23 protein-coding genes are annotated in these 24,365 nt (G+C 67.8%); 10 read left to right on the top strand and 13 right to left on the bottom strand.

The window, feature by feature from the left end; genetic code table 11:
- Positions 1-5: 5 nt before the first annotated feature.
- Together AC1DX2_RS11115 and AC1DX2_RS11110 are read right to left on the bottom strand one after the other, a co-directional pair.
- Complete coding sequence (locus AC1DX2_RS11115) at positions 6-971, bottom strand: transglutaminase family protein (RefSeq protein ID WP_477196404.1); 966 nt, start codon at positions 969-971, stop codon at positions 6-8.
- A 3-nt stretch (positions 972-974) separates the two neighbouring features.
- Positions 975-3,545: a circularly permuted type 2 ATP-grasp protein gene (locus tag AC1DX2_RS11110; protein ID WP_477196669.1), complete on the bottom strand. Its 2,571-nt coding sequence runs from the start codon at positions 3,543-3,545 to the stop codon at positions 975-977.
- A 148-nt stretch (positions 3,546-3,693) separates the two neighbouring features.
- Here AC1DX2_RS11110 and AC1DX2_RS11105 point away from each other — a divergent pair, with 148 nt between their 5' ends.
- On the top strand, positions 3,694-7,449 hold the full coding sequence (locus AC1DX2_RS11105) for an EAL domain-containing protein (protein ID WP_477196403.1): 3,756 nt from the start codon (positions 3,694-3,696) through the stop codon (positions 7,447-7,449).
- Here the strand turns inward: AC1DX2_RS11105 and AC1DX2_RS11100 are convergent.
- Positions 7,414-8,133, bottom strand: a complete 720-nt coding sequence (locus AC1DX2_RS11100) for a hypothetical protein (RefSeq protein ID WP_477196402.1) — start codon at positions 8,131-8,133, stop codon at positions 7,414-7,416. The genes AC1DX2_RS11105 and AC1DX2_RS11100 overlap by 36 nt on opposite strands.
- Before the next feature lie 130 nt (positions 8,134-8,263).
- On the opposite strand from AC1DX2_RS11100, the gene AC1DX2_RS11095 reads away from it, so the two are divergent.
- Positions 8,264-9,457, top strand: a complete 1,194-nt coding sequence (locus tag AC1DX2_RS11095; RefSeq protein ID WP_477196401.1) for a GGDEF domain-containing protein — start codon at positions 8,264-8,266, stop codon at positions 9,455-9,457.
- Complete coding sequence (locus tag AC1DX2_RS11090; RefSeq protein WP_477196400.1) at positions 9,454-10,629, top strand: GGDEF domain-containing protein; 1,176 nt, start codon at positions 9,454-9,456, stop codon at positions 10,627-10,629. The genes AC1DX2_RS11095 and AC1DX2_RS11090 overlap by 4 nt, the downstream gene beginning before the upstream one ends.
- A gap of 31 nt (positions 10,630-10,660) precedes the next feature.
- On the opposite strand, the gene AC1DX2_RS11085 is transcribed toward AC1DX2_RS11090, so the two are convergent.
- On the bottom strand, positions 10,661-11,242 hold the full coding sequence (locus AC1DX2_RS11085) for a carboxymuconolactone decarboxylase family protein (RefSeq protein WP_477196399.1): 582 nt from the start codon (positions 11,240-11,242) through the stop codon (positions 10,661-10,663).
- A gap of 62 nt (positions 11,243-11,304) precedes the next feature.
- Between AC1DX2_RS11085 and AC1DX2_RS11080 the strand changes: the two genes are divergently transcribed.
- The 4 genes from AC1DX2_RS11080 (at position 11,305) to AC1DX2_RS11065 (ending at position 13,526) form a co-directional block, all read left to right on the top strand.
- Entirely contained in the window at positions 11,305-11,643 is a 339-nt protein-coding gene (locus AC1DX2_RS11080) for a winged helix-turn-helix transcriptional regulator (protein ID WP_477196398.1), read from the top strand.
- A gap of 84 nt (positions 11,644-11,727) precedes the next feature.
- Positions 11,728-12,432: a P-loop NTPase family protein gene (locus tag AC1DX2_RS11075; RefSeq protein WP_477196397.1), complete on the top strand. Its 705-nt coding sequence runs from the start codon at positions 11,728-11,730 to the stop codon at positions 12,430-12,432.
- Between the two features lie 7 nt (positions 12,433-12,439).
- Positions 12,440-12,814 carry a CidA/LrgA family protein gene (locus AC1DX2_RS11070; RefSeq protein ID WP_477196396.1) on the top strand — a complete coding sequence of 125 codons (375 nt, stop codon included), beginning with the start codon at positions 12,440-12,442 and terminating at the stop codon, positions 12,812-12,814.
- Positions 12,807-13,526 carry an LrgB family protein gene (locus AC1DX2_RS11065; protein ID WP_477196395.1) on the top strand — a complete coding sequence of 240 codons (720 nt, stop codon included), beginning with the start codon at positions 12,807-12,809 and terminating at the stop codon, positions 13,524-13,526. The genes AC1DX2_RS11070 and AC1DX2_RS11065 overlap by 8 nt, the downstream gene beginning before the upstream one ends.
- Before the next feature lie 15 nt (positions 13,527-13,541).
- Here AC1DX2_RS11065 and AC1DX2_RS11060 read toward each other — a convergent pair whose 3' ends face one another.
- Positions 13,542-14,591, bottom strand: coding sequence for an MBL fold metallo-hydrolase (locus tag AC1DX2_RS11060; protein WP_477196394.1), 1,050 nt, complete (start codon positions 14,589-14,591; stop codon positions 13,542-13,544).
- Between the two features lie 92 nt (positions 14,592-14,683).
- Between AC1DX2_RS11060 and AC1DX2_RS11055 the strand changes: the two genes are divergently transcribed.
- Complete coding sequence (locus tag AC1DX2_RS11055) at positions 14,684-15,313, top strand: TetR/AcrR family transcriptional regulator (RefSeq protein ID WP_477196393.1); 630 nt, start codon at positions 14,684-14,686, stop codon at positions 15,311-15,313.
- A 49-nt stretch (positions 15,314-15,362) separates the two neighbouring features.
- Positions 15,363-15,842 (top strand): hypothetical protein, encoded by a 480-nt coding sequence (locus AC1DX2_RS11050; RefSeq protein WP_477196392.1) that lies wholly within the window; start codon positions 15,363-15,365, stop codon positions 15,840-15,842.
- Here AC1DX2_RS11050 and AC1DX2_RS11045 read toward each other — a convergent pair.
- From AC1DX2_RS11045 to AC1DX2_RS11030, 4 genes are all read right to left on the bottom strand, one after another.
- On the bottom strand, positions 15,814-19,347 hold the full coding sequence (locus AC1DX2_RS11045) for a transglutaminase family protein (protein ID WP_477196391.1): 3,534 nt from the start codon (positions 19,345-19,347) through the stop codon (positions 15,814-15,816). The two genes, AC1DX2_RS11050 and AC1DX2_RS11045, sit on opposite strands and share 29 nt — an antisense overlap.
- 77 nt (positions 19,348-19,424) lie before the next feature.
- Positions 19,425-19,826 (bottom strand): DUF3224 domain-containing protein, encoded by a 402-nt coding sequence (locus AC1DX2_RS11040; RefSeq protein WP_477196390.1) that lies wholly within the window; start codon positions 19,824-19,826, stop codon positions 19,425-19,427.
- Positions 19,827-19,865: 39 nt separating this feature from the next.
- On the bottom strand, positions 19,866-20,270 hold the full coding sequence (locus AC1DX2_RS11035; RefSeq protein WP_477196389.1) for a DUF3052 domain-containing protein: 405 nt from the start codon (positions 20,268-20,270) through the stop codon (positions 19,866-19,868).
- Positions 20,271-20,289: 19 nt separating this feature from the next.
- Positions 20,290-20,736, bottom strand: coding sequence for an ACT domain-containing protein (locus AC1DX2_RS11030; protein WP_477196388.1), 447 nt, complete (start codon positions 20,734-20,736; stop codon positions 20,290-20,292).
- A gap of 22 nt (positions 20,737-20,758) precedes the next feature.
- Here AC1DX2_RS11030 and AC1DX2_RS11025 point away from each other — a divergent pair, with 22 nt between their 5' ends.
- Positions 20,759-21,328, top strand: coding sequence for a methylated-DNA--[protein]-cysteine S-methyltransferase (locus AC1DX2_RS11025; protein WP_477196387.1), 570 nt, complete (start codon positions 20,759-20,761; stop codon positions 21,326-21,328).
- An 88-nt stretch (positions 21,329-21,416) separates the two neighbouring features.
- Here AC1DX2_RS11025 and AC1DX2_RS11020 read toward each other — a convergent pair whose 3' ends face one another.
- The 4 genes from AC1DX2_RS11020 to AC1DX2_RS11005 all read right to left on the bottom strand — a co-directional run bounded on the left by AC1DX2_RS11020 (position 21,417) and on the right by AC1DX2_RS11005 (position 24,324).
- Positions 21,417-22,052 carry a glutathione S-transferase family protein gene (locus AC1DX2_RS11020; RefSeq protein WP_477196386.1) on the bottom strand — a complete coding sequence of 212 codons (636 nt, stop codon included), beginning with the start codon at positions 22,050-22,052 and terminating at the stop codon, positions 21,417-21,419.
- Between the two features lie 73 nt (positions 22,053-22,125).
- Positions 22,126-22,998 (bottom strand): NAD-dependent epimerase/dehydratase family protein, encoded by an 873-nt coding sequence (locus AC1DX2_RS11015; protein WP_477196385.1) that lies wholly within the window; start codon positions 22,996-22,998, stop codon positions 22,126-22,128.
- Between the two features lies 1 nt (position 22,999).
- Positions 23,000-23,464, bottom strand: coding sequence for a GNAT family N-acetyltransferase (locus AC1DX2_RS11010; RefSeq protein ID WP_477196384.1), 465 nt, complete (start codon positions 23,462-23,464; stop codon positions 23,000-23,002).
- A gap of 17 nt (positions 23,465-23,481) precedes the next feature.
- Positions 23,482-24,324 carry a protein-L-isoaspartate O-methyltransferase family protein gene (locus AC1DX2_RS11005; protein ID WP_477196383.1) on the bottom strand — a complete coding sequence of 281 codons (843 nt, stop codon included), beginning with the start codon at positions 24,322-24,324 and terminating at the stop codon, positions 23,482-23,484.
- Positions 24,325-24,365: the final 41 nt, after the last annotated feature.

Here is a 24,365-nt window from a genome sequence, read left to right as displayed (position 1 = left end):
GATGGTCACGGTTCCATGCTTTGGGATTGGCTTTGGCTTTGAGACTGCGTTTGGGCAGGCTCGGCGGCGTCATTGTCCTCCAACACCGGCGCCACCGTCACCGCCACCGCCAGCGTGTGCGAGGCGCCGCCGTGGATCACGCCGCGCAGCGGCGACACGTCGGAAAAGTCGCGCCCATGGGCCAGCGTCACATAGTGCTCGGCCGGCGAGCCGCAGCCCATCTGGTTGTTGGTCGGGTCCAGGTCGCACCAGGGCGATTGGGCCGGCCAGTCCGGCAGGTACAGGGATATCCAGGCATGCGAGGCGTCGCTGCCCACCAGGCGCGGCTGCCCGGCGGCGGGCTCGGTCAGCAGGTAGCCGCTGACATAGCGCGCCGGCAGGCCCAGTGTGCGCAGACAACCCAGCATGATGTGGGCGAAATCCTGGCACACCCCCTTGCGCTGCGCCAGGGCTTCCAGCGCCGGGGTGTTGATCTGGGTGCTTTGCGGCACGTAGTCGAAATCGGCATGCAGGCGCTGCATCAGGTCGCGCGCGCCATCCAGCACGGTGGCGCCGGGTGGGAAGCTGGCGCGGGCGTAGTCGGCAAAGGCGTCGTCCAGCGGCACGTGCGGCGAGGGGAAGCTGAACTCGACCGCCGGGTCATAGTCCACATGCTTGCGGTAGCGCATCAGTTCGCGCATGTCCTCCCAGGTGATGCTGCTGGTGTGCAGCGCCAGCGGCCGCGTCAGCACATGGCTGTGCGCCTTCACTACCAGTTCCTCATGCGGCGTCTGCAGCGAGAAGAAGCAGCGGTGGTTGCCGAACACATCCAGCGCGTGGTGGCGGTGGGCCGGCTCCGGCGTCACTTCCATGGTGTGCTGCAGCACCTGCTGGGTGGCGGTGTTGATGGGCTGCAGGAAAGCCATGTGCTGGGCGATCTCCACCGCCGGCGTGTAGCCGTAGCGGGTTTCGTGGGTGACCTGCAAGTCCATGCTTCACGCACCCAACGATTGTTTGGCTTCGCCTGAATGGGTGAAGTAGGTGGCGCTGATGTGTTCAGACAGCTCGTAGGCGGCGTCGCTGCATGACCACAGCAGGTCGGTCAGCGTGCTGAACTGCCCGTTGGCATCGGCCTCGCACAACTGGGCCAGGCCCCAGGAGCCGGGGTCGGGCACGCGCAACGACAGCGTGCTCAGGCTGTCGGCCGGGCTGCCGGCCAGCTTGGCCAGGCGTCCGCGCAGCGTTTGCGCCACCCAACCCAGCGAGCGCGGGTTGTCGCGGTCCAGCACGATCAGGTCCACCAGCGCGGCCAGTTCACGGCTTTGCTGGAACTGGGCGTGAAAGGTGATGGTGCTGTCAAACAGTGCCACCATGGCCTCGAAGCCACCGTCATCCAGCACCGATCCGGCCTCGAAGCCGCGCACCAGCGCGTTGGCCAGGAAGCCCAGGCGCTCGATGTGGCGACCCACGCTGAGCAGGCGCCAGCCGTCGTCGCGCGTCATGCGGTCGGTCTGCGCGCCGGTGATGGCGGCCATGGCGGTGCTGGCCGATTTGAGGATGCGCAGCGCCTCCATGCTGGAGAACTCGCCGCGCCGGCTCAGCGACGCGCAGCGGGCGGTCAGCTCTTCCTCGGTGCGCACGATCACCGCCCAGTGCTCCTGCGACAGCCGCTCGCGCACATTGGCGGCCGCGCCCTTGAGCGCGCGCAGGTTGTAGCCCACGCTGGTGGCCAGGTCGGTCGCGCCCAGGCTGGCAATGATGGCGCGCTCGAAGATCAGCGGCGACTGTTTGGCCGAGGGCACGCCGGGCAGCACCAGCGTGTTGGCCAGGGCCATGCCGTTGAGCCAGTCCAGCAAGGGCTCGGAGGACTGTTCCTCGCCACTCAGGCACTCCAGCGTGATGCGCGCCAGACGCAGGGTGTTTTCGGCCCGCTCGGAGTAGCGGCCCAGCCAGAACAGGTTTTCTGCCGCGCGGCTGGTCACCATGCGTTTGCGCAGCGCCACCACGCTGGCCGTCAGGCGGGGTTGCAGCAGGGTGGTGGTGTCCACCTCGCCGGTGGTCAGCACCCAGGTGTCGGCGCTGCTGCCGCCGCGCTGCATCGAGGCGATGTCGGCGCCGGTGCTGGCCACGCGCGTCAGCCCCCCGGGCAGCACGCGCCAGGAACCCGGTCCGTCGCTGATGGCGAACACCCGCAGCATCAGCGAGCGCGGCACGATGTGGCCGCTGTCGCGCTGGCTGCGCCAGGTGGGCATTTGCGACAGGGGCATGTAGGCCTGCACGGTATGCTGGTCGCTGCGCGCGTGGATGCGCTCAGACCATTCCTCCATCTCGCGCGCCGACAGCGTGCCACCCAGCACCGCTTCGAAGTTGCCATGCGCCTGCGAGCCGGGGTAGGTGGGCTTGATGGCGCTTTGCTTCAGCAGCGGCAGCGCCGCTTCCATCGCCGCGTGCTCGCCGCACCACCAGGTGGGCAGCGAGGGCAGTTTCAGCTCTTCGCCCAGCAGGTGGCGGCACAGCGCCGGCAAAAAGCCCAGCAGCGCGGTGGACTCCAGAAAGGCCGTGCCCGGCGCGTTGGCCACCAGCAGGTTGCCCGCGCGTATGGCCTGCAGCAGCCCGGGCACACCCAGCGTGGAGTCGGAGCGCAGCTCGAGCGGGTCCAGGTACTGGTCGTCCACGCGTTTGAGCAGCCCGTCAATCGGCTCCAGGCCCTTCAGTGTCTTCAGGAACAGGCGCTGGTCGCGCACCGTCAGGTCGCTGCCCTCCACCAGGGTCAGGCCCAGGTAGCGCGCCAGGTAGGCGTGTTCGAAATAGGTCTCGTTGTAGGGACCGGGCGTCAGCAGCGCGATGTGAGCGTCATGGCCGGCCGGGCTCATCTGGCGCATGCCGTCCATCAGCGCGCGGTAGGTGCCGGCCAGGCGCTGCACCCGCATGCTTTGGAAAGCATGGGGGAACAGGCGCGAGATGGCCAGCCGGTTTTCCAGCAGGTAGCCCAGGCCCGAGGGCGCCTGGGTGCGCTGGCCCACCACCGACCAGGCGCCTTTGGGGCCGCGCGCCAAGTCGAACGCGGCGATGTGCAGGTAGTTGCCGCCCACCGGCTCCACGCCGTGCATGGGGCGCAGGTAGCCCGGGTGGCCCTGCACCAGCGCGGCCGGCAGCAAGCCCTTGGCCAGCAACTGCTGGTGGCTGTAGACATCGGCCATCACCTGGTTGAGCAGCTGCACGCGCTGCTGCACGCCGGCCTCCAGCACCTGCCAGTCAGCGGCGGACAGGATCAGCGGGAACAGGTCCAGCGACCAGGGGCGCTGGGGGCCGTCGGCGTCGGCATAGACGTTGTAGGTGACGCCGTTGTCATGGATCTGCCGTGCCAGCGTGGCCGACAGATCGCGCAACTGCGCCAGGCTGCGCACGTCGGCATCGCGGAAAAACTGGCTCCAACCCGGTGTCATGCGGTCGGGTTCGCCGCCCAGTGCGCTCAAGGCCCGCAGTTCGTCGAAATGGCCGCTGTCAGCGCGCGGCGCCAGCGCATCCCCCCAACCCATGGCCAGCGCGGGTGCGGCAGGCGGCATGGGGATGCTGGTCTGGCGATCGGTCTGGTGGTCGGCGGCGTCCTTCACAGCGTCAGAGTATGCATGGAAAATGCCAGCGAGGTTGTGGGTCGATCACATGCTATAACAGCGGCGAGCATTGACGCCTCCCGCAGGACAAGCCGACATCATGCCGAGTTCCTTTCTGGATCTGTTCGTTGGGGATGACGAGGTTGCCGCGCTGGAAGGCCAATTGGCAGCGTCGCATGGCTCGGAACGCCTGGCCGTGCTGGTGCCGCTGGCCTGGCACCTGCGGCAGCGCGATTGCCTGCGTGCCCAGCAACTCGCGCAGGAGGCAGAGGACCTGCTCATCGGGCTTCCTGCCGGGGCGCCTGAGCGCGGCCGCCAAAGGGCGCGCCTGCTTTTGGTGCGCGCCGAAGTGGCGGCCCTGTTTGCCGATCTGGAAGGCGCGCTCAAACAAACCCAGGCCGCGATCGCCAGCTTCGAGCAGCTGCAAGACGCGCTGGGGGCGGGCGATGGCTGCTGGCTGCTGGGCGTCATCTGGCAGGACCGGGGCAACCGCGCCGAGCTGGTGGCCAGCCTGGAACGCGCGCTGGTGTACTACCAGGCGGCCGGCGATACGCTGCGGGTGGATATTGTGTCGGCGCGCACGCTGGCACAGACCGCGTTTGCCGATCCGGCCGCTGTCGCCGCGCGTCTGGCAGAGGCGTTTCGTGAGGCCGACGCGCACCACACGCTGGTCAACACCTGGATCATGATGGCCCAGGCGCATGTGGCGGCGCTGACGGACGACCCCGGCGCCGCCATCAAATACGACCTGCAGGCCTTTCGAAATACCCGTGACAGCGGCCAGATCCGCCAGGCCCTGGTGTGCGCCGTCAACGCCGCCGAGGGCCTGGCCACGTTGGGCGACCTGGATGCCGCGCTGGAGTGGAGTGAGCGTGCGCTGGCCATGGCCCGCGGCACAGGTTGGCCCGGCAGCATGGGCGTGTGCCTGAAGCAGGTGGGTGACGTGCTGCGCCAACTGGGGCGGTTTGACGAGGCGCGTGCCTTCCTGCGCGAAGCGCTGGAGGTGATGCAGGCGCTGGCCGGCTCGCGCAACCAGGAGCAGGTGATGGGCAGCCTGGGGGAGTTGGCTGTGGACATGGGTGCCCATGCCGAAGCGCTGGACTGGTTCGTGCAGCTGGAGCATGGCTCCAGCGCCCACAACGAGCCTGACCTGCAGATGAAAGCCTGGCGTGGCCAGGCGCTGTGCCTGTCCCGCACCGGGCGGGCGCAGGAGGCGCAGCACAAGCTGGCCCAGGCGCTGGAACTGGCGCGCGGCATGGGCAATGCGGACGAGCAGATCAAGGCGCTGCAGGTGTTTGCCGAGCTGCATCGTGACCATGCGCTGCCGCCACCGGCTGGCATGACCGCGCCCACCGCCACGCTGCACTGGCTGCAGCAGGCCTTGAAGCTGGCTGACGCCGTGGCCGGTTACGCGCTGCCGGTGGAGTTGCTCAACCAGGTGGCGGGTGCCCATGCCGCCAGCGGTGGCTACCAGGCCGCTTATGAGTACGCGTTGAAGGCCACTGCTGCGCGCAACCAGGCGCGCATGGAGGAGGCACAAAAGCGCGCGCTGGCCATGCAGATACGCCATGAGATCGAGCGCGCCCAGGCTGAAAGCGACCAGCACAAGCGCCTGGCCGTGACGCTGCAGGAAACCAATGCCACGCTGGAGACGCTGGGCCAGATCGGCCGCGAGATCACCGGCAGCCTGGATGCCAATGCTGTGTTCGACGCGCTGCTGCGCCATGTCAGCCGGCTGCTGGACGCGGATTCTTTCGTCATCTACCTGCTGGATGCCGATGGGCAGGTGCTGTCCACCGCCTTTGGTATCGATGGCGGGCTGCCACACCCGATGATCGCCCGAGCGGTCAACCACCCCAGCTCCAGCATCTCGCGCTGCGCACGCGAACGGCGCGAGATCGTCATCGACAAGTCCGAGGGCGAGCACGACACCAAGACCATACCCGGCACCGTGCCCACCATGAGCATGCTGTTTGCACCCCTGGAAGTGGGCAAGCGGCTGCTGGGGGTGATGACCATCCAGTCGCAGCGGCCCAGAGCCTACGGCGAGCGCGAATGCTCCATCTTCCGCACGTTGTGTGCTTATGGCGCCATCGCACTGGACAACGCCGGCGCCTACAGCGCGATGGAGGCGGCCCGGCGCAAGACCGAAGGCCAGGAGCAGGAGTTGCGCGTGGCTGCCGCCGCCTTCGAGTCGCAGCAGGGCATGTTCATCACCGATGCGCAGCAGACCATCCTGCGCGTCAACCGGGCCTTCATGCAGATCACGGGTTACGAGGCAGCCGAGGTGATTGGTCGCAAGCCCGACATGTTCAAGGCGGTGGACCACGATGAGGATTTCTACAACAGCATCGTCCAGTCGGCGCGGCACAAGGGCTCGTGGGAAGGCGAGATCTGGACCCGGCGCAAGAGCGGCGACACCTTTCCCCTGTGGTTGTCGGTGACGGCCGTGGTGTCGCAGGCCGAAGAGGTCACGCACCACGTGTTCGCACTGATGGACATCACCGAGCGCAAGCTGGCCGAGGAGGAGATCCGCAACCTGGCCTTCTATGACCCGCTGACCAGCCTGCCCAACCGCCGCTTGCTGATGGACCGGCTGCGCCACGCGCTGGCCACCAGCGGGCGCACCGCCAATTGCGGAGCGCTGCTGTTCATCGACCTGGACAATTTCAAGAAACTCAACGACACCCGCGGCCATGACGTGGGCGACCTGCTGCTGGCCCAGGTGGCGCTGCGCATTGCCAGTTGCCTGCGCGAGGCCGACACGGTGGCCCGCCTGGGGGGTGACGAATTCGTGGTGCTGCTGGAGGGGCTGGGCCCGCATGCGCTGGAAGCGGCGGAGCGCACCGAGGTGCTGGCCAGCAAGGTGCTGGCAGCGCTGAACCAGCCTTACCTGCTGGACTGCAAGGAGCACCACAGCACACCCAGCATCGGCGTGTGCCTGTTCCAGGGGCAGGACGTGCCGGTCGAAGAGCTGCTGAAACAGGCCGACCTGGCCATGTACCAGTCCAAGGCCGCTGGGCGCAACGCGGTGCGGTTTTTCGACCCCGCCATGCAGGAGGCGGTGACCGCCCATGCTGCGCTCGAAGCCGATCTGCGCCAGGCCTTGGCGCACGACCAGTTCGTGCTGCATTTCCAGCCCCAGGTAGATGCCACCGGCGCCATGGTGGGCGCCGAGGCCTTGGTGCGCTGGCGCCACCCGCAGCGCGGCATGGTACCGCCGGGCGAGTTCATCCCGCTGGCCGAGGAGACCGGGCTGATCGTGCCGCTGGGCCAGTGGGTGCTGGAAGCCGCCTGCATGCAGTTGCGGCGCTGGGCCGACCAGCCTGCTGCCGCGCACCTGACGCTGTCGGTCAACATCAGCGCGCGCCAGTTCCACGACCCCGGTTTCGTGGACAACGTGTTGATGGTGCTCGAGTACACCGATGTGAACCCGCGCCAGCTGAAGCTGGAGCTGACCGAGACCGTGCTGGTCAGGGACGTGGACTGGATCATCGCCAAGATGAATGCACTGATACCCACCGGTGTGCGCTTCTCGCTGGACGACTTCGGCACCGGCTATTCGTCGCTGTCCTACCTGAAGCGGCTGCCGCTGGAGCAGTTGAAGGTGGACCAGTCCTTCGTGCGCGACATCTTCATCGACGCCAATGATCTGGCCATCGTGCGCGCCATCGTCACCCTGGGCCACAGCCTGGGCCTGGCGGTGATTGCAGAGGGGGTGGAGACCGAGGAGCAGCGCAAGTTTCTTTTGGAAACCGGCTGCCATGCCTTCCAGGGTTACCTGTTCGGGCGGCCGGTGCCTGCCGAGGCTTTCCTGGGGTCAGTGCCCGCCCAGGCGCTGACGCTGGCGCCATAGCACCCGCCCGGCCCAGCCCAGCGCCGCCAGCACCACCCCGGCACCCAGCGCGTGGACCAGCGCACCCAGCCGCTGGGCACTGGCCAGCAGGTTCATGGAGGACAGCAGGTAGATCCAGTCGTGCCCGCCTTCCTCGCCGGTGCTGCCGTTCAGCAACGTCAGCTGCGGGTGCAGCGCGTCGTACACATACGGCGCCAAGTCCAGCAAGGACACGCCCAGCAGCCAGATGGCTATGGCAGCGCCAAAGTGGTCGCGGTTTTTGAACAACAATGCGCCAGCCAGGATGGCCGGCATCAGCAACTGGAACAACGAGCCACCCAAGACGGTCATCCATTCGCCAAACGGCATGAACAGCACGTGGCCGGCTTCGTGAAAGATCAACAAAGGGCGGTGGATGAAGGACTGGTTGATCTCGCCATCCCGGTAGTCCAGGCGCATCAGGTCAATGCCCCACAACGCGAAGCCGGCGAGCAGTGCAGTGCGCGGCCACCAGGTGGTGGGGTCGCCGTGGGCTTGGTCATCTTCATCCTCGATGAGGACATCGGCGGCGGCAGGTGCCGGTGGTTGGCGTTGCGCGCCCTGCGCCAGTTTGGCCAGGATCACCCCGCAAGCCGGGCAGGCCTCAGGCAAGGCCTGGTTGGCCGGCAATGGGTGATGGCCGCATTTGGGGCAGCGCTGGAACATGGCCCGAGTTTAGGACTTTGATAACTGAAATCAGGGGCGGTAGACTAGAAGCTAGAAGCGATCACCTAGCAACGTCGCAGCGAATGCATCCAGACATGCTTCAGGCTTATCACCCCACCGCGGCCGCCTCATGAACGGCGGCGGGAGTTCGGTTGTCACGCTGCTGGCCGTCATCTCGCTGGTGGCGGCTTGCGCGGCGCTGACCTGGACCCTCATTGGCCTGCCGCTGCGCGTGGCCAGGGTGGCTTCGCTGCGCTTTGCGATGGGCAACGCGCTGTTGCTCGTGACCACCCTGTTGCAAGCCCAGCGCGGCGACGCGGCCAGCTACTGGTACTACCCGGGCTCGGACCTTGCCATGCTGGGCGGGCTGACGCTGATCCGCTCGGGCATGCAGCGGCTGTGTGGCCTGCCCATCACTCACTTGGAAAGCCGCGGCATGGTGGTGCTGGCAGCGCTGCTGCTGTATGCGGTGGCGCCGGATGCCTCCAGCGCGGGATACCGGGGCATCCTGCGTTCTCTGTTCAGTGGTGTCGTGCTGCTGCGCGCAACGCAGGAATGCCTGCGCGTGCTCCGGCCGCAGTTCGGGCGCGCCCTGATCGCTTCGGTGCTGCTGCCGGTGGGGCTGGTGGGCCTGTTCCTGCTGGTGCGTGGCCTGCTGGTCATGGCCTTTCCGCAGCGGGTTGGCAGCACGGAGATGGATGGCAGCCTGATGGCGCAGACGCTGTGGCCCCTGCTGGTGGGCGCGCTGCTGATCAACCTGTCCATGATTGGCCTGGCGCTGACGCGGCTGGTGCTGCGCGCGCGCGACTTGGCTAACCGTGATGGCTTGACCGGCGCGCACAACCGGCGCGCCGCCACCGACGCCCTGGAATCCGAGCGCAAGCGCATGCTGCGCGGCGGCCCGGCGTTTGCCGTCATTCTCTTCGACCTGGACCATTTCAAGCAGATCAACGACCGCCTGGGCCATGCCGCAGGCGACGCCGCGCTCAAGCATGCTGCAAACACCGTAGGTGCCGCCTTGCGCCAGCAAGACCTGCTGGCGCGCTTTGGCGGCGAGGAGTTCATGGTGCTGCTGCCCATGACCGATCTGGCCGGTGCTGCCCAGATGGCCGAGCGGCTGCGGCTGGCGCTGGTGCAGGCGCCCCTGCCCTGGGCCGCGCAGGCGCATGCACAGGCGCTGGCGCTGAGAGCCAGTTTTGGCGTGGCCCTGGCCCACAGCCCGCCGGACAGCGATGACGCGCTGCTCAAGCGTGCCGATCAGGCCTTGTACGCCGCCAAGGCCGGTGGCCGCAACCAGGTGGTCACGGAGGCGGTAGCGTCATGAACCTGGCGTTCAACGCCATCACGCTGTACCAGGCCGGGGGCCTGCTGATGGGGGTATCTGCGCTGGCTTGGCTGGTGGTGGGCCTGCTGTTGCGCATCATGCCGGCCGTGACCCTGCGCATGGCCGGTGCCGACGTGCTGCTTGGCATGTCCGTGCTGCTGATCGCGCGGCGCGGGCAGGGCAGCCTGGATGGCCTGGCCATCCACGGCGTGGGCCTGACCACGGTGCTGGCCTACATCGTGCTCAGCAATGCCTTGCATGTGATGCTGGGGCGTGCGGCCACGCTGCGCCGGCACGCGGCCCTGCTTGGGGTGATGCTGTTGGCCAGCCTGTTCAACGCCTGGCATGCCGACCCTCTGCTGATCGTGACGCTGGCCACCACGCTGGTGGCGGGGCTATTGCTGCTGCAGATGTGCCGCGACATCGCCGCCGGTTTGCGCGGCGAGTTCACGCGCTGGGCTGGCTTGCTGCTGGCCGCGCCCTTCGGCCTGGGCGGCCTGGTTTACCTGGCACGCGGTGCCGTGGTGCTCCTGGGCCAGGCGGGCACCCCGCAGGCCCCGTTGCCGCTGCAGGGCAGCCCGGCGACGATTTTCTTCATCATGTTCTTCGTGCTGGGCATCAACGCCTGCCTGGTGGGCATCAGCATTGGCCGCATGGTGATGCGCATCCACAAGCTGGCCCAGCACGACGGCTTGACCGGCGTCTACAACCGCCGCGCCATGGACCAGCGCCTCACCGCCGAGCGCCACCGGCTGCGGCGCGGCGGCCAGCCATTTGCGCTGCTGATGGCGGACCTGGACCACTTCAAGCGCATCAACGACAGCCTAGGCCACGCCGGCGGCGATGCCGCGCTGAAGCATGCAACGGCGCTGCTTGGCAGCGACCTGCGCGACATCGACGTGCTGGGCCGCTATGGCGGCGAGGAGTTCATGCTGCTGCTGCCCATGACCGGGCAGGACGGTGCCGCCTTGGCGGCAGAGCGGCTGCGCTCGGCGCTGGCCAGCCACCCGCTGCAATGGGAAGGCCGGCCGGTGTCCATCACTGCCAGTTTTGGCGTGGCGGTGGCGACGCTACCCCACGAAAGCAATGACAGCTTGTTGCAGCGGGCAGATGCGGCGCTGTACCGCGCCAAGGCCAGCGGGCGTAACGCCGTGGTGATGGCGCCAGCCTGATAGCGCCTCGTGCAGCATTGCGAGCGAGCCTTCAAGCCCGCGCCAGCACCCGTTCCGGCCGGTAGCGGTCAAATCGCGGCCGTATCAGCGCCACCAGCATGGCCACGCCGGTGTACAGGCCGGTCAGCTGGGTCAGGTCTATCAATTCTTCCTCGCTGAAGTGGGCGCGCGCCTGGTCATACACCACGTCGGGCAGTTGCAGCCCTGGCACCAGTGCGTCCACCAGCGCGCAGGCGCTTAGCTGGCGCGGGTTCCACAGCGCGGCGTCCAGCTGCGGCTGACGCACATCGTTGATCTGCGCGGTTGACAGCCCCATGCGCGCCGAGATGGTCTGCACGTGCAGGTTGAACTCATAGTCGTTGCGTGCCGCCACGCAGGTGCGCAGGATCACGGTTTCGCGCAGGTCCTTCTCCAGCGTGCGGCGGTCCAGCAGGCCGGTGGGGCCTATCCAGCCCGAATCGACCATGAAGCCGAACAGGCCGGCGTTGCGCGCCACGCTCAAGAACAGTTGCGGCGCCGGCATGCCCGGCGGCAGCAGCCTGGCCATTTGTGTGGCCAGTGGGCCGGTGAGCGGCTCGCTGGCCGGTTGGATGCGGGGGGTGGGGTCGTGCATTGCGTTGCTCCATGCTTCTGAAAAAGAAGCAATGCTAACCCAAATGCTGCTAAAGTAGAAGCATGCAGGACATTCCCGTCAAAGCCGCCCGGCAAACGCAAAATGCCAAGGACGGCATCAACGCCGCCATCGCGCTGTTCCACAAGCGCTGGAGCATGCGCATCCTGTGGGAGTTGCGCGAGCGGCCGGCCACCTTTCGCGCGCTGCAAGAGGCCTGCTCGGAGTTGTCATCCTCGGTGTTGAACGTGCGCCTGTCCGAGCTGCGTGAGGCGCAGTTGGTGGAGCACACGGCCGGCCAGGGCTACGCGCTGACCGATTGGGGTCGCGAGCTGCTGGTGGCGATGCAGCCTTTCACCCAGTGGGCCGCGCGCTGGCACAAGGCCACAGCCCAGACGGGGTAGTCGCTGCATGGCCCGCATGCTTCTTGCTTGGCACCCTGCAAGCCGGCGTGGCTGGCATGCACGGCCCCAACACACAGGACACTCATGAGTTCACTGAACTTCATCGGCGGCGAAAAAGGCGGCGTGGGCAAATCGGTGGCGGCCCGGGTGCTGGCGCAGTATTTCATTGACAAGGGCCTGCCCTTCACGGGTTTCGACACCGACCGCTCGCACACCTCGTTCACCCGTTTCTATGCCGACTATGCCGCACCGGTGGTGGTGGACAGCTACGAAGGCCTGGACGCCATTGCCACGGTGTTTGAGGACCTGCCTGCGCAGGGCCGGCAACCCAGCGTCATCGTGGACCTGGCCGCGCAGACCGCCGCGCCGCTGGCGCGCTGGATCCGGGATTCCGACCTGCTGGCGTTGCTGGCCAGCATGGGCATCACCGTGAACTTCTGGCACGTGGCCGATGCGGGCAAGGATTCCGTCGATCTGCTGGACCGCCTGGTTGCCACCTACGGCGCCGGCCCCAACTACATCGTGGTGAAAAACCACGGCCGGGGCAGCGATTTTTCGCAGCTGGACGCCTCACCTGCGATGAAGAAGGCGCTGGCCCTGGGCGGCCGGGTCATCAGCCTGGCGCCGTTGCACGAAGCCAGCATGCGCAAGATAGACCGCCAGAACGCCAGCTTCTGGGCCGCCTGCAATGCCCGCGATGGCGACGACGCGCTGGGCATGCTGGAGCGCCAGCGCGTGAAGACCTGGCTGAAGGGCGCCTACGCCACCCTGGACGGGCTGCCTTTGTGAGCCAGCCATGCTAGCGCTGCGCGGTCTGGCCCTGCTGCTGCTGCTGCAAGCGGCCGGCGAGGGCCTGACGCACGCGCTGGCGCTGCCGTTCCCAGGCCCGGTGGTGGGCATGCTGTTGGTGCTGCCGGCGCTGCAACTCACCTGGGTGCGCGAGCCGGTGGCGGCGACGGCTGAGCTGCTGCTGTCGCACCTGTCGCTGCTGTTCGTGCCGGTGGGGGTGGGCGTGATCACCCACCTGGCGCTGGTGTCGCGTTACGGCTGGCAGTTGCTGCTGGTCATCGTGCTGTCCACCTGGGTCGGCTTGGCTGTCACGGCGCTGGTGCTGCGCGCGCTGTTGCCCGCTGCCGACGAAGAACAGAAAGGGGAGGGCGACCATGGCTGACTTCGTGCAGCTGTGGGTCTACCTGGCCTCCACGCCGTTGTTTGGCCTGACGGCCACGCTGGCCACTTACGTGCTGGCCCAGGCTGCCTATGAGCGCACCGGGCGCGCGCCCTGGGCCAACCCGGTGCTGTGGTCGGTGGTGTGCATAGGCTGCGTACTGCTGCTCACCCGCACGCCTTACCCCACCTATTTTGCCGGCGCGCAGTTTGTGCATGTACTGCTGGGGCCGGCGGTGGTGGCCCTGGGCTGGCCGCTGTGGCAGCGCCGCGCCGAGGTGCGCAAACGGGGCCTGGCGCTGGTGCTGGCGGCGCTGGCCGGTGGCACGGCGGCGGCCGGCAGCGCATGGATGATCGGCTGGGCGCTGGATTTGCCGCACGAGGTGCTGCATTCGCTGGCGCCCAAATCGGTGACGGCGCCGGTGGCCATGGGCATTGCCGAGCGCATCGGGGGCGTGCCGGCGCTGGCGGCGGTGTTCGCGGTGGTCACCGGCCTGGTGGGCGCCTTGTCGGGCCGCTACCTGTTCAACCTGTTGGGCATACGCAGCTGGGCGGTGCGCGGTTTCGCGCTGGGCACGGCCTCGCACGGCATAGGTGCGGCACGGGCGCTGCAGGTGCACCCCGATGCCGGCGCCTATGCCGGCATGGCGCTGGGCCTGCAGGTGCTGCTGGCGGCGCTGCTGATGCCGCTGGCGTTTCGCTGGCTGGGGATTTAGCCCCAGCCCATTGTTTCAGGCCTGCACTTCCAGCCACCAGGGGTTGCCGGCGTGGGGGGCGCGCAGGTCCAGCCGTTCGCCCATCATGGGCGTGCTCATGGCCACGCAGCGGTTCCAGGCCAGCGTCATCAGGCGGTCGAAGGGCTCGTGCCAGGCGTGCATTGCCAGATCGAAGGTGCCGTTGTGGATGGGCAGCAACCAGCGTCCGCGCAGGTCCAGGTGGGCCTGCAGCGTCTCCTCCGGCTGCATGTGCACATAGGGCCACCGGGCGTCGTAGGCACCGGTTTCCAGCAGCGTGACGTCAAACGGACCGTACTTGTCGCCAATCTGCTTGAAGCCGTCGAAGTAACCGGTGTCGCCGCTGAAGAACACGCGCAGCGCATCGTCCTGGATCACCCACGAAGCCCACAGCGTCTGGTTGCCGTCCTTCAGGCTGCGGCCGGAGAAGTGCTGGGCCGGCGTGGCAGTCAGGCGCAGGCCGCCTGCCTGCGTGGTCTGCCACCAGTCCAGTTGGCGCACCTTGCCGGCGTCCACCCCCCAGGCCACCAGCCGGTCGCCCACGCCCAGCGGCGTGATGAAGTGGCGCGTCTTGCCGGCCAATTGCAGGACGGCGTCGCGGTCCAGATGGTCGAAATGGTCGTGCGACAGGATCACGCCTTCAATCTCCGGCAGCTCGCTGATGGCGATGGGTGGCGCGTGAAAGCGCCTGGGGCCGGCCCACTGGACCGGGAACGCGCGCTCGGAAAACACCGGGTCCGTCAGCCAGAAGCCGCCGCGCAGCTTCAGCAGCAGCGTGGAGTGGCCCAGCCGGTACAGGCTGCCGTCCGGCGCGGCCAGCAGGGCGTCGCGGGTCAGCGCCTGCACCGGGATGCTGCCGGCCGGTACCGTGTTGGACGGCTTGTTGAACACCATGTCCCAGATCAGCTTCGCCGTCTGGCCCAGGGTGGTGGCCGGCGGCGGCGTCAGGTTGCGGAACTTGCCGTCGCGCCATTGCGGCGAGCTGCTGTAATCGGGGGCCTGCGCGGGGCAGGGCAGGGTGCGGCTGGGGGATGAGGAGAAGGCCATGGCAGTGCTTTCTGAACAGGGTTCCAGGAATTACACTGCACAGTGTAGTGTAGTTATTTATAAAAGTAAACTGACCAGTGTAAAATTGGCGCATGACCGCCGATGACGCCGACAACCCCAGCACCGAGCGCTTGACCGACCGCAAGCGCCAGGCCATCGTGCAGGCGGCGATTGCCGAGTTCCGCGCCAACGGCTTTGACGCCACCAGCATGGACAAGGTGGCCGCCAGTGCAGGCGTCTCCAAGCGCACGGTGTACAACCACTTCCCCAGCAAGGAGGCGCTGTTCGCCGAAATCCTGCGCCAGCTGTGGCAAAGCAGCCAGGCCCAGCCGGACCCGGCCTATGACCGCGAGCGCCCACTGGACGAGCAACTGCGCGAGCTGCTGCAGCGCAAGATGCGCATGCTGGACGACGTCAACTTCATCGACCTGTCGCGCGTGGCGATTGCCGAAGTCATCCACTCGCCTGAGCGCGCGCGCGACATGGTGGCCCGCCTGGGTGACCGCGAAGAGGGGCTGACCGTGTGGCTGCGCGCCGCCGTGACGGACGGCCGGCTCAAACCCGTGGACCCGGTGTTCGCGGCCCACCAGTTGCACGGCCTGGTCAAAGGCTTCGCGTTCTGGCCCCAGGTCACGCTGGGCCAGCCGCCGTTGACGCCTGAGCAGCAGCAGCAGGTGGTGGAAACCGCGGTGCAGATGTTCCTGGGCTACTACACGGCCTGAGTTTGCGCGGGGCCTTGGGGTAAAGTTGCCTTCAGGAGGCGCCCTGGCCATGAACCCACAACTCACCGCCCTGGCACGTGAACTGGGGTTAGACCAACCCGAGCACGAGGCCCTGCGCTTGGCGTTTTGCAGTGCCTGCGGCGAACGGGTGCGCCACCTGCTGGAGCAGGCCGACGCCCGCACCTGCCTGGACGTGCTGCGTGACTTCGTCGCCGGCCGCACCGACCGGGCCAGTTACGAGCAGGCACGCCAGGACATTGCCCGCATCGCCAACAGCCACAAAGGCTCGCCCTCGATAGACGGCACCGACCACGCCGCTGTGTCCGCCACCTATGCGGTGGCCGCCGCGCTTGCGGCCAAGGCGCTGGACGCCGCCAGCTACAGCGCTTATGCCGTCGTCTATGCGTATGGCCGCTATGCGGTCAACGACCCGTCGGCGTTTGATGGCGAATTTGCTTGGCAGGTCGAGACCTTGCAGGCGCTGGCCATCGCGCTCGGGTTCAAGAACGTCGCCGCAAATCCCGCGTGAACGGGAATTCCTTGCTGCCTTGCACATCGATCGCGGGCGGCAGGGCGGCGAGCTTGCCCGGCGTGTGCCCCATCGGCCAGAAGCGCGCCAGGCGGCGGCTTTCGGCCTCGAAGGCATTCACCGGGAAGCTGTCGTAACTGCGCCCACCCGGGTGCACCACGTGGTACTGGCAGCCGCCTACCGAGCGCTGCATCCAGGTGTCCACGATGTCGAACACCAGCGGTGCGTGCACGCCTATGCTGGGGTGCAGGGATGACGGCGGGTTCCAGGCCTTGTAGCGCACGCCGGCGACAAACTCGCCGGCAGTGCCGGTGTTTTGCATGGGCAGTGGCGCGCCATTGCAGGTGATGGCGTAGCGGCTGGGGTTCATGCCGGTGGCGCGCACCTCGATGCGTTCCAGCGACGAATCCACATAGCGCGCGGTGCCGCCGGGGGCACCTTCCTCGCCCATCACATGCCAGGGCTCTAATGCGTTGCGCAGCGTCAGCTCAATGCCGCTGCACGCCACCTGGCCCACCAGCGGGAAGCGGAATTCGAAATGCGGCGCGAACCAGGCGTGGTCGAACGCATAACCGGCCTGCTGCATCTCGGTGATGATGTCGTCGAAGTCCATCTTGATGAACGTGGGCAGCAGCATGCGGTCATGCAGCTCGGTGCCCCAGCGCGTCACCGGCACGCTGTAGGGCGTGTCCCAGAAGCGCGCCACCAGCGCGCGCATCAGCAACTGCTGGGCGATGCTCATGCGCGCGTGCGGCGGCATCTCGAAGGCGCGCAGCTCCAGCAGGCCCAGGCGGCCGGTGGCCGAGTCGGGCGAGTACATCTTGTCGATGGAGAACTCGCTGCGGTGTGTGTTGCCGGTGACGTCGATCAGGATGTTGCGCAGCGTGCGGTCCACCAGCCAAGGCGGCATGCTCTGGCCATAGACCTGGCGGTTGCGGCGGATTTCCTGCAGCGCGATTTCCAGCTCGTACAGCTGGTCGTTGCGCGCCTCGTCCACCCGGGGCGACTGGCTGGTGGGGCCGATGAACATGCCACTGAACATGTAGCTCAACGACGGGTGGTTGTGCCAGTACAGCAACAGGCTGGCCAGCAGTTCGGGGCGGCGCAGGAAGGGGCTGTCGGTGGGCGTGGCGCCGCCCAGCACGAAGTGGTTGCCGCCGCCGGTGCCGGTGTGGCGGCCATCGGTCATGAACTTCTCGGCCGACAGGCGCGACTCGAACGCCGCGTTGTACAGGAACTCGGTGTGCGTCACCAGCTCGTGCCAGTTGTTGGCGGGATGGATGTTGACCTCGATGACGCCGGGGTCGGGTGTCACGGCCAGCAATTTCAGGCGCGGGTCGCGCGGCGGCGGGTAGCCTTCCAGCACGATCTTCACGCCCTGCGCCTGCGCCGTGGCTTCCAGCGCGGCCAGCAGGTCCAGGTAGTCTTCCAGCCGCTCCAGCGGCGGCATGAAGACGTAGATGACGCCGTATTTCTCGCCCACCGCCTCCGCCTTGGGGCCGTTGGCACGGCGCGGGTCGCGCACCTCCACGCACAGCGCGGTGCGGGTGATCCAGTGGGCGGACTCGAAGCGGTCGGGCACGCGCACAAAGCCCTCAGGCTGTGACTGCGTCACCGACTGGGCATTGGCCGACACATCGCCCGCGCCGCTGGGCGAACCCATGCCAGACTGCATGCGGCGCGCGGCTTCGGGTTGCGGGCCGCTGCCTGACAGGTAGGACGGCGTGCCGGTCCCCGGGGCTTGCCGCGTCCCAACCGCCGGTGCACCCGCAAGCCCGCTGTAGCGGGCGAAATAGCTGCCGGCAGGGGCCAGCGCCGCGCGTGGCGCGCTGGGGTCCTGCTCCACCATGTAGGGGTAGTCGGCCTGGCTGGCCCAGGGCAGCGAATCCAGCGGCAGGCGGTAGCCCATGGGCGAGTCGCCCGGCATCAGGTACATGCGCTCGTCGCGGAAGAACCAGGGGCCGGTGACCCAGGTGGGGCCGCCCAGGCGCGGGCCGTTGGCCACGGCGACAGGCAGCACATAACCCACCACGGTGTCCAGCTTCTGCTCGAACACCCGGCGCAGGCGGGCACGCTCCATCTCGTCGTCCAGCTTGGACTGGAACGGGTCCACGTTGACCGGCAGGCGGCGCTCGCGCCACAGGTAGTACCAGGTGTCCTCATAGCCAGGCTGGATGTACTGGCTGCTCAGGTTCAGCCTGGCCGTCAGGCCGACGATGAAGCGCTGTGCATCCGCGCTGGTGTAGTGGCTGGGGTCGCGCTCGTCGGCAAACAGCGCCGGGTTGCGCCACACCGGCTGGCCATCGGCGCGCCAGTAGATGCCCAGCGCCCAGCGCGGCAACTGCTCGCCGGGGTACCACTTGCCCTGGCCGAAGTGCAGGAAACCGCCGCGGCCGTATTCGTCGCGCAGCTTCTTGGTCAGCTCGGTGGCAAAGCCGCGTTTGGTGGGGCCCAGCGCATCGGTGTTCCACTCGGCCGCGTCGCGGTCGCCCACGGCCACGAAGGTGGGCTCGCCACCCATGGTCAGGCGCACATCGCCGGCCTGCAACTGCTCGTCCACCTGGTCGCCCAGCGCCATGACCTTGGCCCACTGCTCCTCGGTGTAAGGCTTGGTGACGCGGGGCGACTCGTAGATGCGCGTCACCTGCATGTGGTGGGCGAAGGTCACCTCGGCCTTGTCCAGTGCGCCCTCTATGGGCGCGGCGCCGGCCGGCTGCGGCGTGCAGGCCAGCGGCACATGGCCTTCGCCGGCCAGCAGGCCCGAGGTGGCGTCCAGCCCTATCCAGCCGGCGCCGGGCAGGTAGACCTCGCACCAGGCGTGCAGGTCGGTGAAGTCCACCTCGGTGCCGCTGGGGCCGTCCAGCGACTTGACGTCGGGTTTCAGCTGTATCAGGTAGCCGGAGACGAAGCGCGCCGCCAGCCCGCAGTGGCGCAACAGTTGCACCAGCAGCCAGCCGGAGTCGCGGCAGGAGCCGGAGGCCAGCTTCAGTGTTTCCTCGGGTGTCTGCACGCCCGGCTCCATGCGGATCAGGTACTTGATGTCCTGGCTCAACTGGTGGTTCAGCGCCACCAGGAAGTCGATGGTGCGGCGCTCGCGCCGGTCCACCTTGTCCAGGTAGGCTTTCAGCAGCGGTGTCAGCGGTTCCATGGCCAGGTAGGGCGCCAACTCCAGGGCCACCAGCGGCTCGTACTTGAACGGGAACTTCTCCGCTGCGGGCTCAAGGAAGAAATCGAACGGGTTGTACACCGCCATCTCCACCACCAGGTCCACGGTGACCTTGAATTCCCGGGTTTTCTCCGGAAACACCAGGCGCGCCTGGTAGTTGGCAAACGGGTCCTGCTGCCAGTTGATGAAGTGCTGCGCCGGCTCCACCTTCAGCGAATACGAGATGACGTGGCTGCGGCTGTGCGGCGCCGGGCGCAGCCGCACCACGTGCGGCCCGAGGTTGATCGGCCTGTCGTACTGGTAGTGCGTGACGTGGTTCAGGGCGACGTGGATGGACATGGGCTGTCTTCTCGGTAGGAGGGCGGGGCCGGGGCTGTCAGTGGCTGATGGTGAGCTTACGCAATTTCCACGCCAATTCAGCTTGCGGGTGGCAATTCATAGCTGAAATCATAGAAATGCTGGTCGGTTTCGATGCGTATGCCCAGGTGGCCGCTGATGCCCGTCAACGCGCCGGTGCCGGAGTCGGGCACCACGGTGACCATCAGCGTGGGCACGCCACGGTTCATGGTGCCGCTGTGCTGCAAGGCGAAGCTGCCGTCCCGGCCCTGCAGGTTGCCGCTGACGCGCTCCATGGCCACATAGCCGGCCGAGCCCTTGACCTCCGTGCCGACCGCCAGCATGTGGCCGCTGCTGCTGGCCTGCAGCGGGCCGTGGAACTGCTTGCTGATGGACAGGAGGCCGACCACCGCGTCGGCGTTCTTGTCGCCGCTTTGCTGGGGGGTAAGCTTGACTTCAAAGTGGCCGCTGACCTGGGGCATGAGATTTTCCTTGTGTGTGCTGCAGATGGTGTGGGCGGCTCAGCGCAACTCCTTGCGCACCACCAGTTTCAGGCCGGACCAAACTTCGTCCACCGCGCAGACCTTGATGTCCACCCAGCCCAGCGGCAAGGCCAGTTCGCGCACCGTGTCCTCGGTGACGTCTGTCTGTACTTTAGCCGCCTTCTTGGGCCACGAGACCCAGACCACGCCCTCGGGGTTGAGCAACTGGCGGTACTGCGCCAACAGCTGGCCCAACTCCGCGCGGCTGGTGGTGAACAGATGCAGCAGCGTGGTGCTGGCCGAGGGCTGGGTGGCCAAGGCCACGTCCGCAGGCAGTGGCGCCAGCAGGTCCATCAGGTGCGCGGGCGCGTTGACATGCACCAGCCGGCAGCCGGGCTTGATGCCCAGTTTGCCGGCCAGCGGTGTGCCTGAGTAGCCTGCCATGGTGGATACGTGGCCGCTGTCAGGCGGGGCTGGCGGCCACGGCCGCGCCGGCCATGCTGTGGTGCTGCAAGTCGCGCAGACAGGCCAGCGCCTGCTGCGCCAGTTCCACCGGCACGAACAAGTGGTCGTGGCAGGCGGCGGCCAGCACATTGCAGGAGATGCCGGCTTGCACCAGCGCCGTGGCGACGGCGGCGGTCAGGCCCACGGCATGCAGGTCGGAGTGCACGTTCAGGGTGATCCAGGCGGCGCGAAACAGCACAGGCAGGCCGTCCTGGGCCGCAGCGGCTTCGTCCAGCACCAAGGTCAGGCCCTCAGCCTCGCGGAAAGTGGCCAATGGCGTGAGTGAGGCCACGGTCGCCAGGCTGGTATCCAACGGCAGGCGCACGAACACCTGGACGCCCGGGTTCAGCTGGGGCTCCAGGGTCTGCAGCAACTGGTCAAGGTCGCGCACCGCTTGGTTGGCCATGGGCGGATGCTAGCATTGCCAGATGACAGGCTATGCGACCACTTCGGCAGCCCTGGGTTTTGCGCTGTTTGCCACGCCCATAGGCCACTGCGGCATCGCCTGGGGTGAGCGCGGTCTGGTGGGGGTGCAACTGCCCGGTGCCGGCGAGGCGCAGACGCGTGCGCGCATGCGGCACAGCTTTCCCGATGCGCCGCAGGCCACGCCGCCTGACCACGTGCAGCAGGCCATCACCCGCATCACCGCGCTGCTACAGGGTGCGCGCGACGATCTGCAGGATCTGGTGCTGGACATGCAGGGCGTGCCCCCCTTTCACCAGCGCGTTTACGCGCTGGCGCGCGCCATACCACCCGGGCGCACGCTGACCTATGGCGAGATGGCGGCCCACCTGGGCGAGCCCGGCGCCGCCCGCGCCGTGGGCCAGGCATTGGGTGCCAACCCGTTCGCGCCGGTGGTGCCCTGCCACCGGGTGCTGGCCGCCGGCTCCCGCTCGGGCGGGTTTTCCGCACCTGGCGGGGTAGACACCAAGCTGCGCATGCTGCAGATCGAGCGCGCGCGGATGGGTGGTGAGCCGGGTTTGTTTGACGAGGATTGAGGCCTGGCTTTGCCGCCGGGCCGCCCCCAGGTAAAACGCGGCTTCCTCGTGAGCTGAAGCCCGCGCTCTTAGCCTGCCGGTGCAGGCTTCAGTTATTCCACTCAGTCAGGCCTTCACGCTGATACAGCGTTTGCCAGCTGGGCCGCGCGCGCACGCGTTGGGCCAATTCTTTCAACGCCGGCCATTCCAGCGCCGGGTGGGGCATGTTGCGCGACCAGCGCATCAACATGGTCAGCAGCAGGTCGGCGCCAGAGAACTGCTGGCCCAGCAGGTAGGGGCCGTGGGCTGCCAGGTGGGCGTCCAGCCGGTCCCACACGCTTTCGATCTTGCGTTGCAGCGCGGCGCGCAGTTCGGGTGGGTGCTCTGCACAGCCCAGGTCGTTCGGGTAGAACCACAGCCGGTAGGTGGAGGCCAGCGTGTTGCTCAGGTAGGTGATCCACTGGTACCAGGCCTCGCGCTGCGGCGTGCCCACGGCGGGCGCCAGCGCGCTGTCGGGGTGGCGTTCGGCCAGCAGCATCAGCAGGCCGGCGGATTCGGTGATGACGCGGCCATCGATCAGCAGCGTGGGCACCACGCCATGCGGGTTCAGTTTCAGGTAGGCGGGGGCGTGCTGCTCTTTGGCGTCCAGGTTCAACTTGACCAGTTCGTGCGGCGCGCCGATTTCCAGCAGGGCCAGGTGCACCACCATGCTGGCGCTGCCGGGGGAGTAGTAGAGGGTGTACATGGGCGTTATTGTGGCGGCAATTTGCGTGACACTGCGCGGGCCGTGTGGGGACGCAGCCCGCCCGGCATGCCGCTCAGGGCGGCAGTATTTCGGGGCTGCGTGCATCCCATTGGCGCAGCACCTCGGCATAACCATGGCGGGGTTGCCAGCCCAGTTCGCGCTGTGCCAGCGCCGAGTCGTAGACGCGGTCCACGCGGGCCGGTAGCGGCCAGCCACGTTCGGTGAACGCTTGCACCAAGGCCGGTGCGCGCTGGCGCAGCACTGCCGGCGCGTCGCTCGTCAGTCCCGCCGCGTCTTCAGGCAGGAACGGTGTTGCGCCGGACACCACATAGCCCCGGTAGCCGGGCTGTGACTGCGCCAAGGCCAGCACATGGGCAACTGCCACGTCGCGCGCGTCCACCCCCCGGTGCAACCGGTAGACAGCCATCAGCGGCGCGGCCTCGGGGAAGCAACGCGACATGCGCAGCACGGTGACGGCCAAGCCCTCCCGTTCGGCCGCGTCGCGCAGCACCTGCTCGGCGGCCAGCTTGCTGCGGTGGTAGATGGTCTTGGGTTGAGGGTCTGTGGCCTCGGTCACCCAGGCCGCGCGGCCGTCCGGCGTGGGCATGGCGCCGTACAGCGCGGTGGTGCTGGTGAACACGAAGCGTTGCACGCCGAGTTGCAAGGCCAATGTGGCCAGGTTGCGCGTGGCCTGCACGTTGACACGTTCAAACTCGGCGTCGGCCATGGTGCCCACATGGGGTGCGTGCAACGCGGCGCTGTGGACGACGGCTTGCACACCTTCCAAGGCGGCGCGCAGCGGCGCCAGGTCGGTTATGTCGGCCAGCAGCGTGGTGTGGGGGGATGGCAGCCGGTCCAGGCCCAGCACCTGGTGGCCGTCCTGGCGCAGCTGGGCGCAGATGGCGCCACCTATGCGGCCAGAGGAGCCAGTGATCAGCACTTTCACGTCAGGCGTCGCCTTTCTTTGGCCCGGCCGGCTGGTTGTAGACGTCCGGGGCGTAGCGCTCCATCAGCGTTTCTGGCTTCAGCGGTGCCGTGAAGCCGAATTGCGCGTACAGCGCATGGGCGTCGCGCGTGGCCAGCGTGAAGCGCCGCAGGCCTTGTAAATCGGCATGGTGCAACACCGCCTGCATCAGCGCCTTGCTGTGGCCCTGGCCCCGGTGTTCGGGCAGCACGAACACATCCACCAGGTTGGCGAAGGTGGCGCGGTCGGTGACCACGCGCGCAAAGGCAATCTGGTCGGGCCCCAGGAAACCGCCGAAGCACAGGGAATGCGCCATCGCCCGTTGCAGCGTGGCCAACGGGATGCCCCAGGCCCAGGTGGACTGTTGCGACAGGAAACGGTGGATCAGCGCGACGTCCATGTCGGCTGGGTTGCTGCTGATGCGCAGACGGGGCGCGGGTGTGGTCATGGTGGCGTTTGTACCGGTCAGCGTGGCTCGGCAGTGGACAGCCACCAGCCTTCGCCCATGCACCAGGCGCTGGCGTCCGGTGGCGTGCCACGGTGCAACGAGCGCACCGTGTGTATGGGTTGGCCCTGGACCGCCTGCGCCAGTGAGCGCGCCATGGCCTGGTCACGCGCGCCTGCGCAGGCGATGAAGGACACGCGGGCCAGCAGTTGGGCGGCATACACGTCCTGGCGCTCCCCAAGCCGGGTGATCAGCGGCATGCAGCCGAAGCCTTCGTCCGGCGTCAGCGGGAACACCAGGCGGCCGCCGGGCTTCAGGGCGTCCAGCCAGGCGGGCAGCGGGTGGGTGGCGCCGGCGTTCACATAGACGACATCGGCGCGTGGCAGCGCGCCGCTGCTGCCGGAAGCGCTGGCCACCCGCACCTGCTTCAGCTTGGCCAGGTTGACGCTGGCGCGTTGGGCCAGATCGGCCTCGATCTCATAGGCGATCACCTGGCCGGTGGGGCCCACCAGCTCGGCCAGGATGGCCGTGTAGTAACCAGTGCCGGCGCCAATGTGCAGCACCGTCTCGCCCGGCACAGGCGCGCAGGCCGCCAGGCAGCGCGCATGCAGGCTGGGCTGGCCGTTGTTGATGCCGCGCTCGGGTGCCAGCCCCACCAGCACGTCTTGGTACAGCAGGGCCGGGTCGGCAGACACCGTGGGGATGTAGCTCGCGCCGGCATAGATGGGCCAGGGGCCGGGGCCCAGGTAGTCCTCGCGCGCCACGCTGGAAAAGGCGGCGGTCAGCCGCGCGTCCTGCGCACCCGTGCCGCCCACCACCAGTTGGGCGTAGAAGTCGCGGTGCTGTTGCAGCGTGGTGGCCAAATGGCTCTCCCCGGATGTGTGGATGTGGTGCGAATTCTAGT

This window comes from Hylemonella sp. P2_B10 (genome assembly GCF_056404875.1).
The sequence above is the reverse complement of the archived record's forward strand: the minus strand, read 5'-3'. Positions and strand labels throughout refer to the sequence as shown.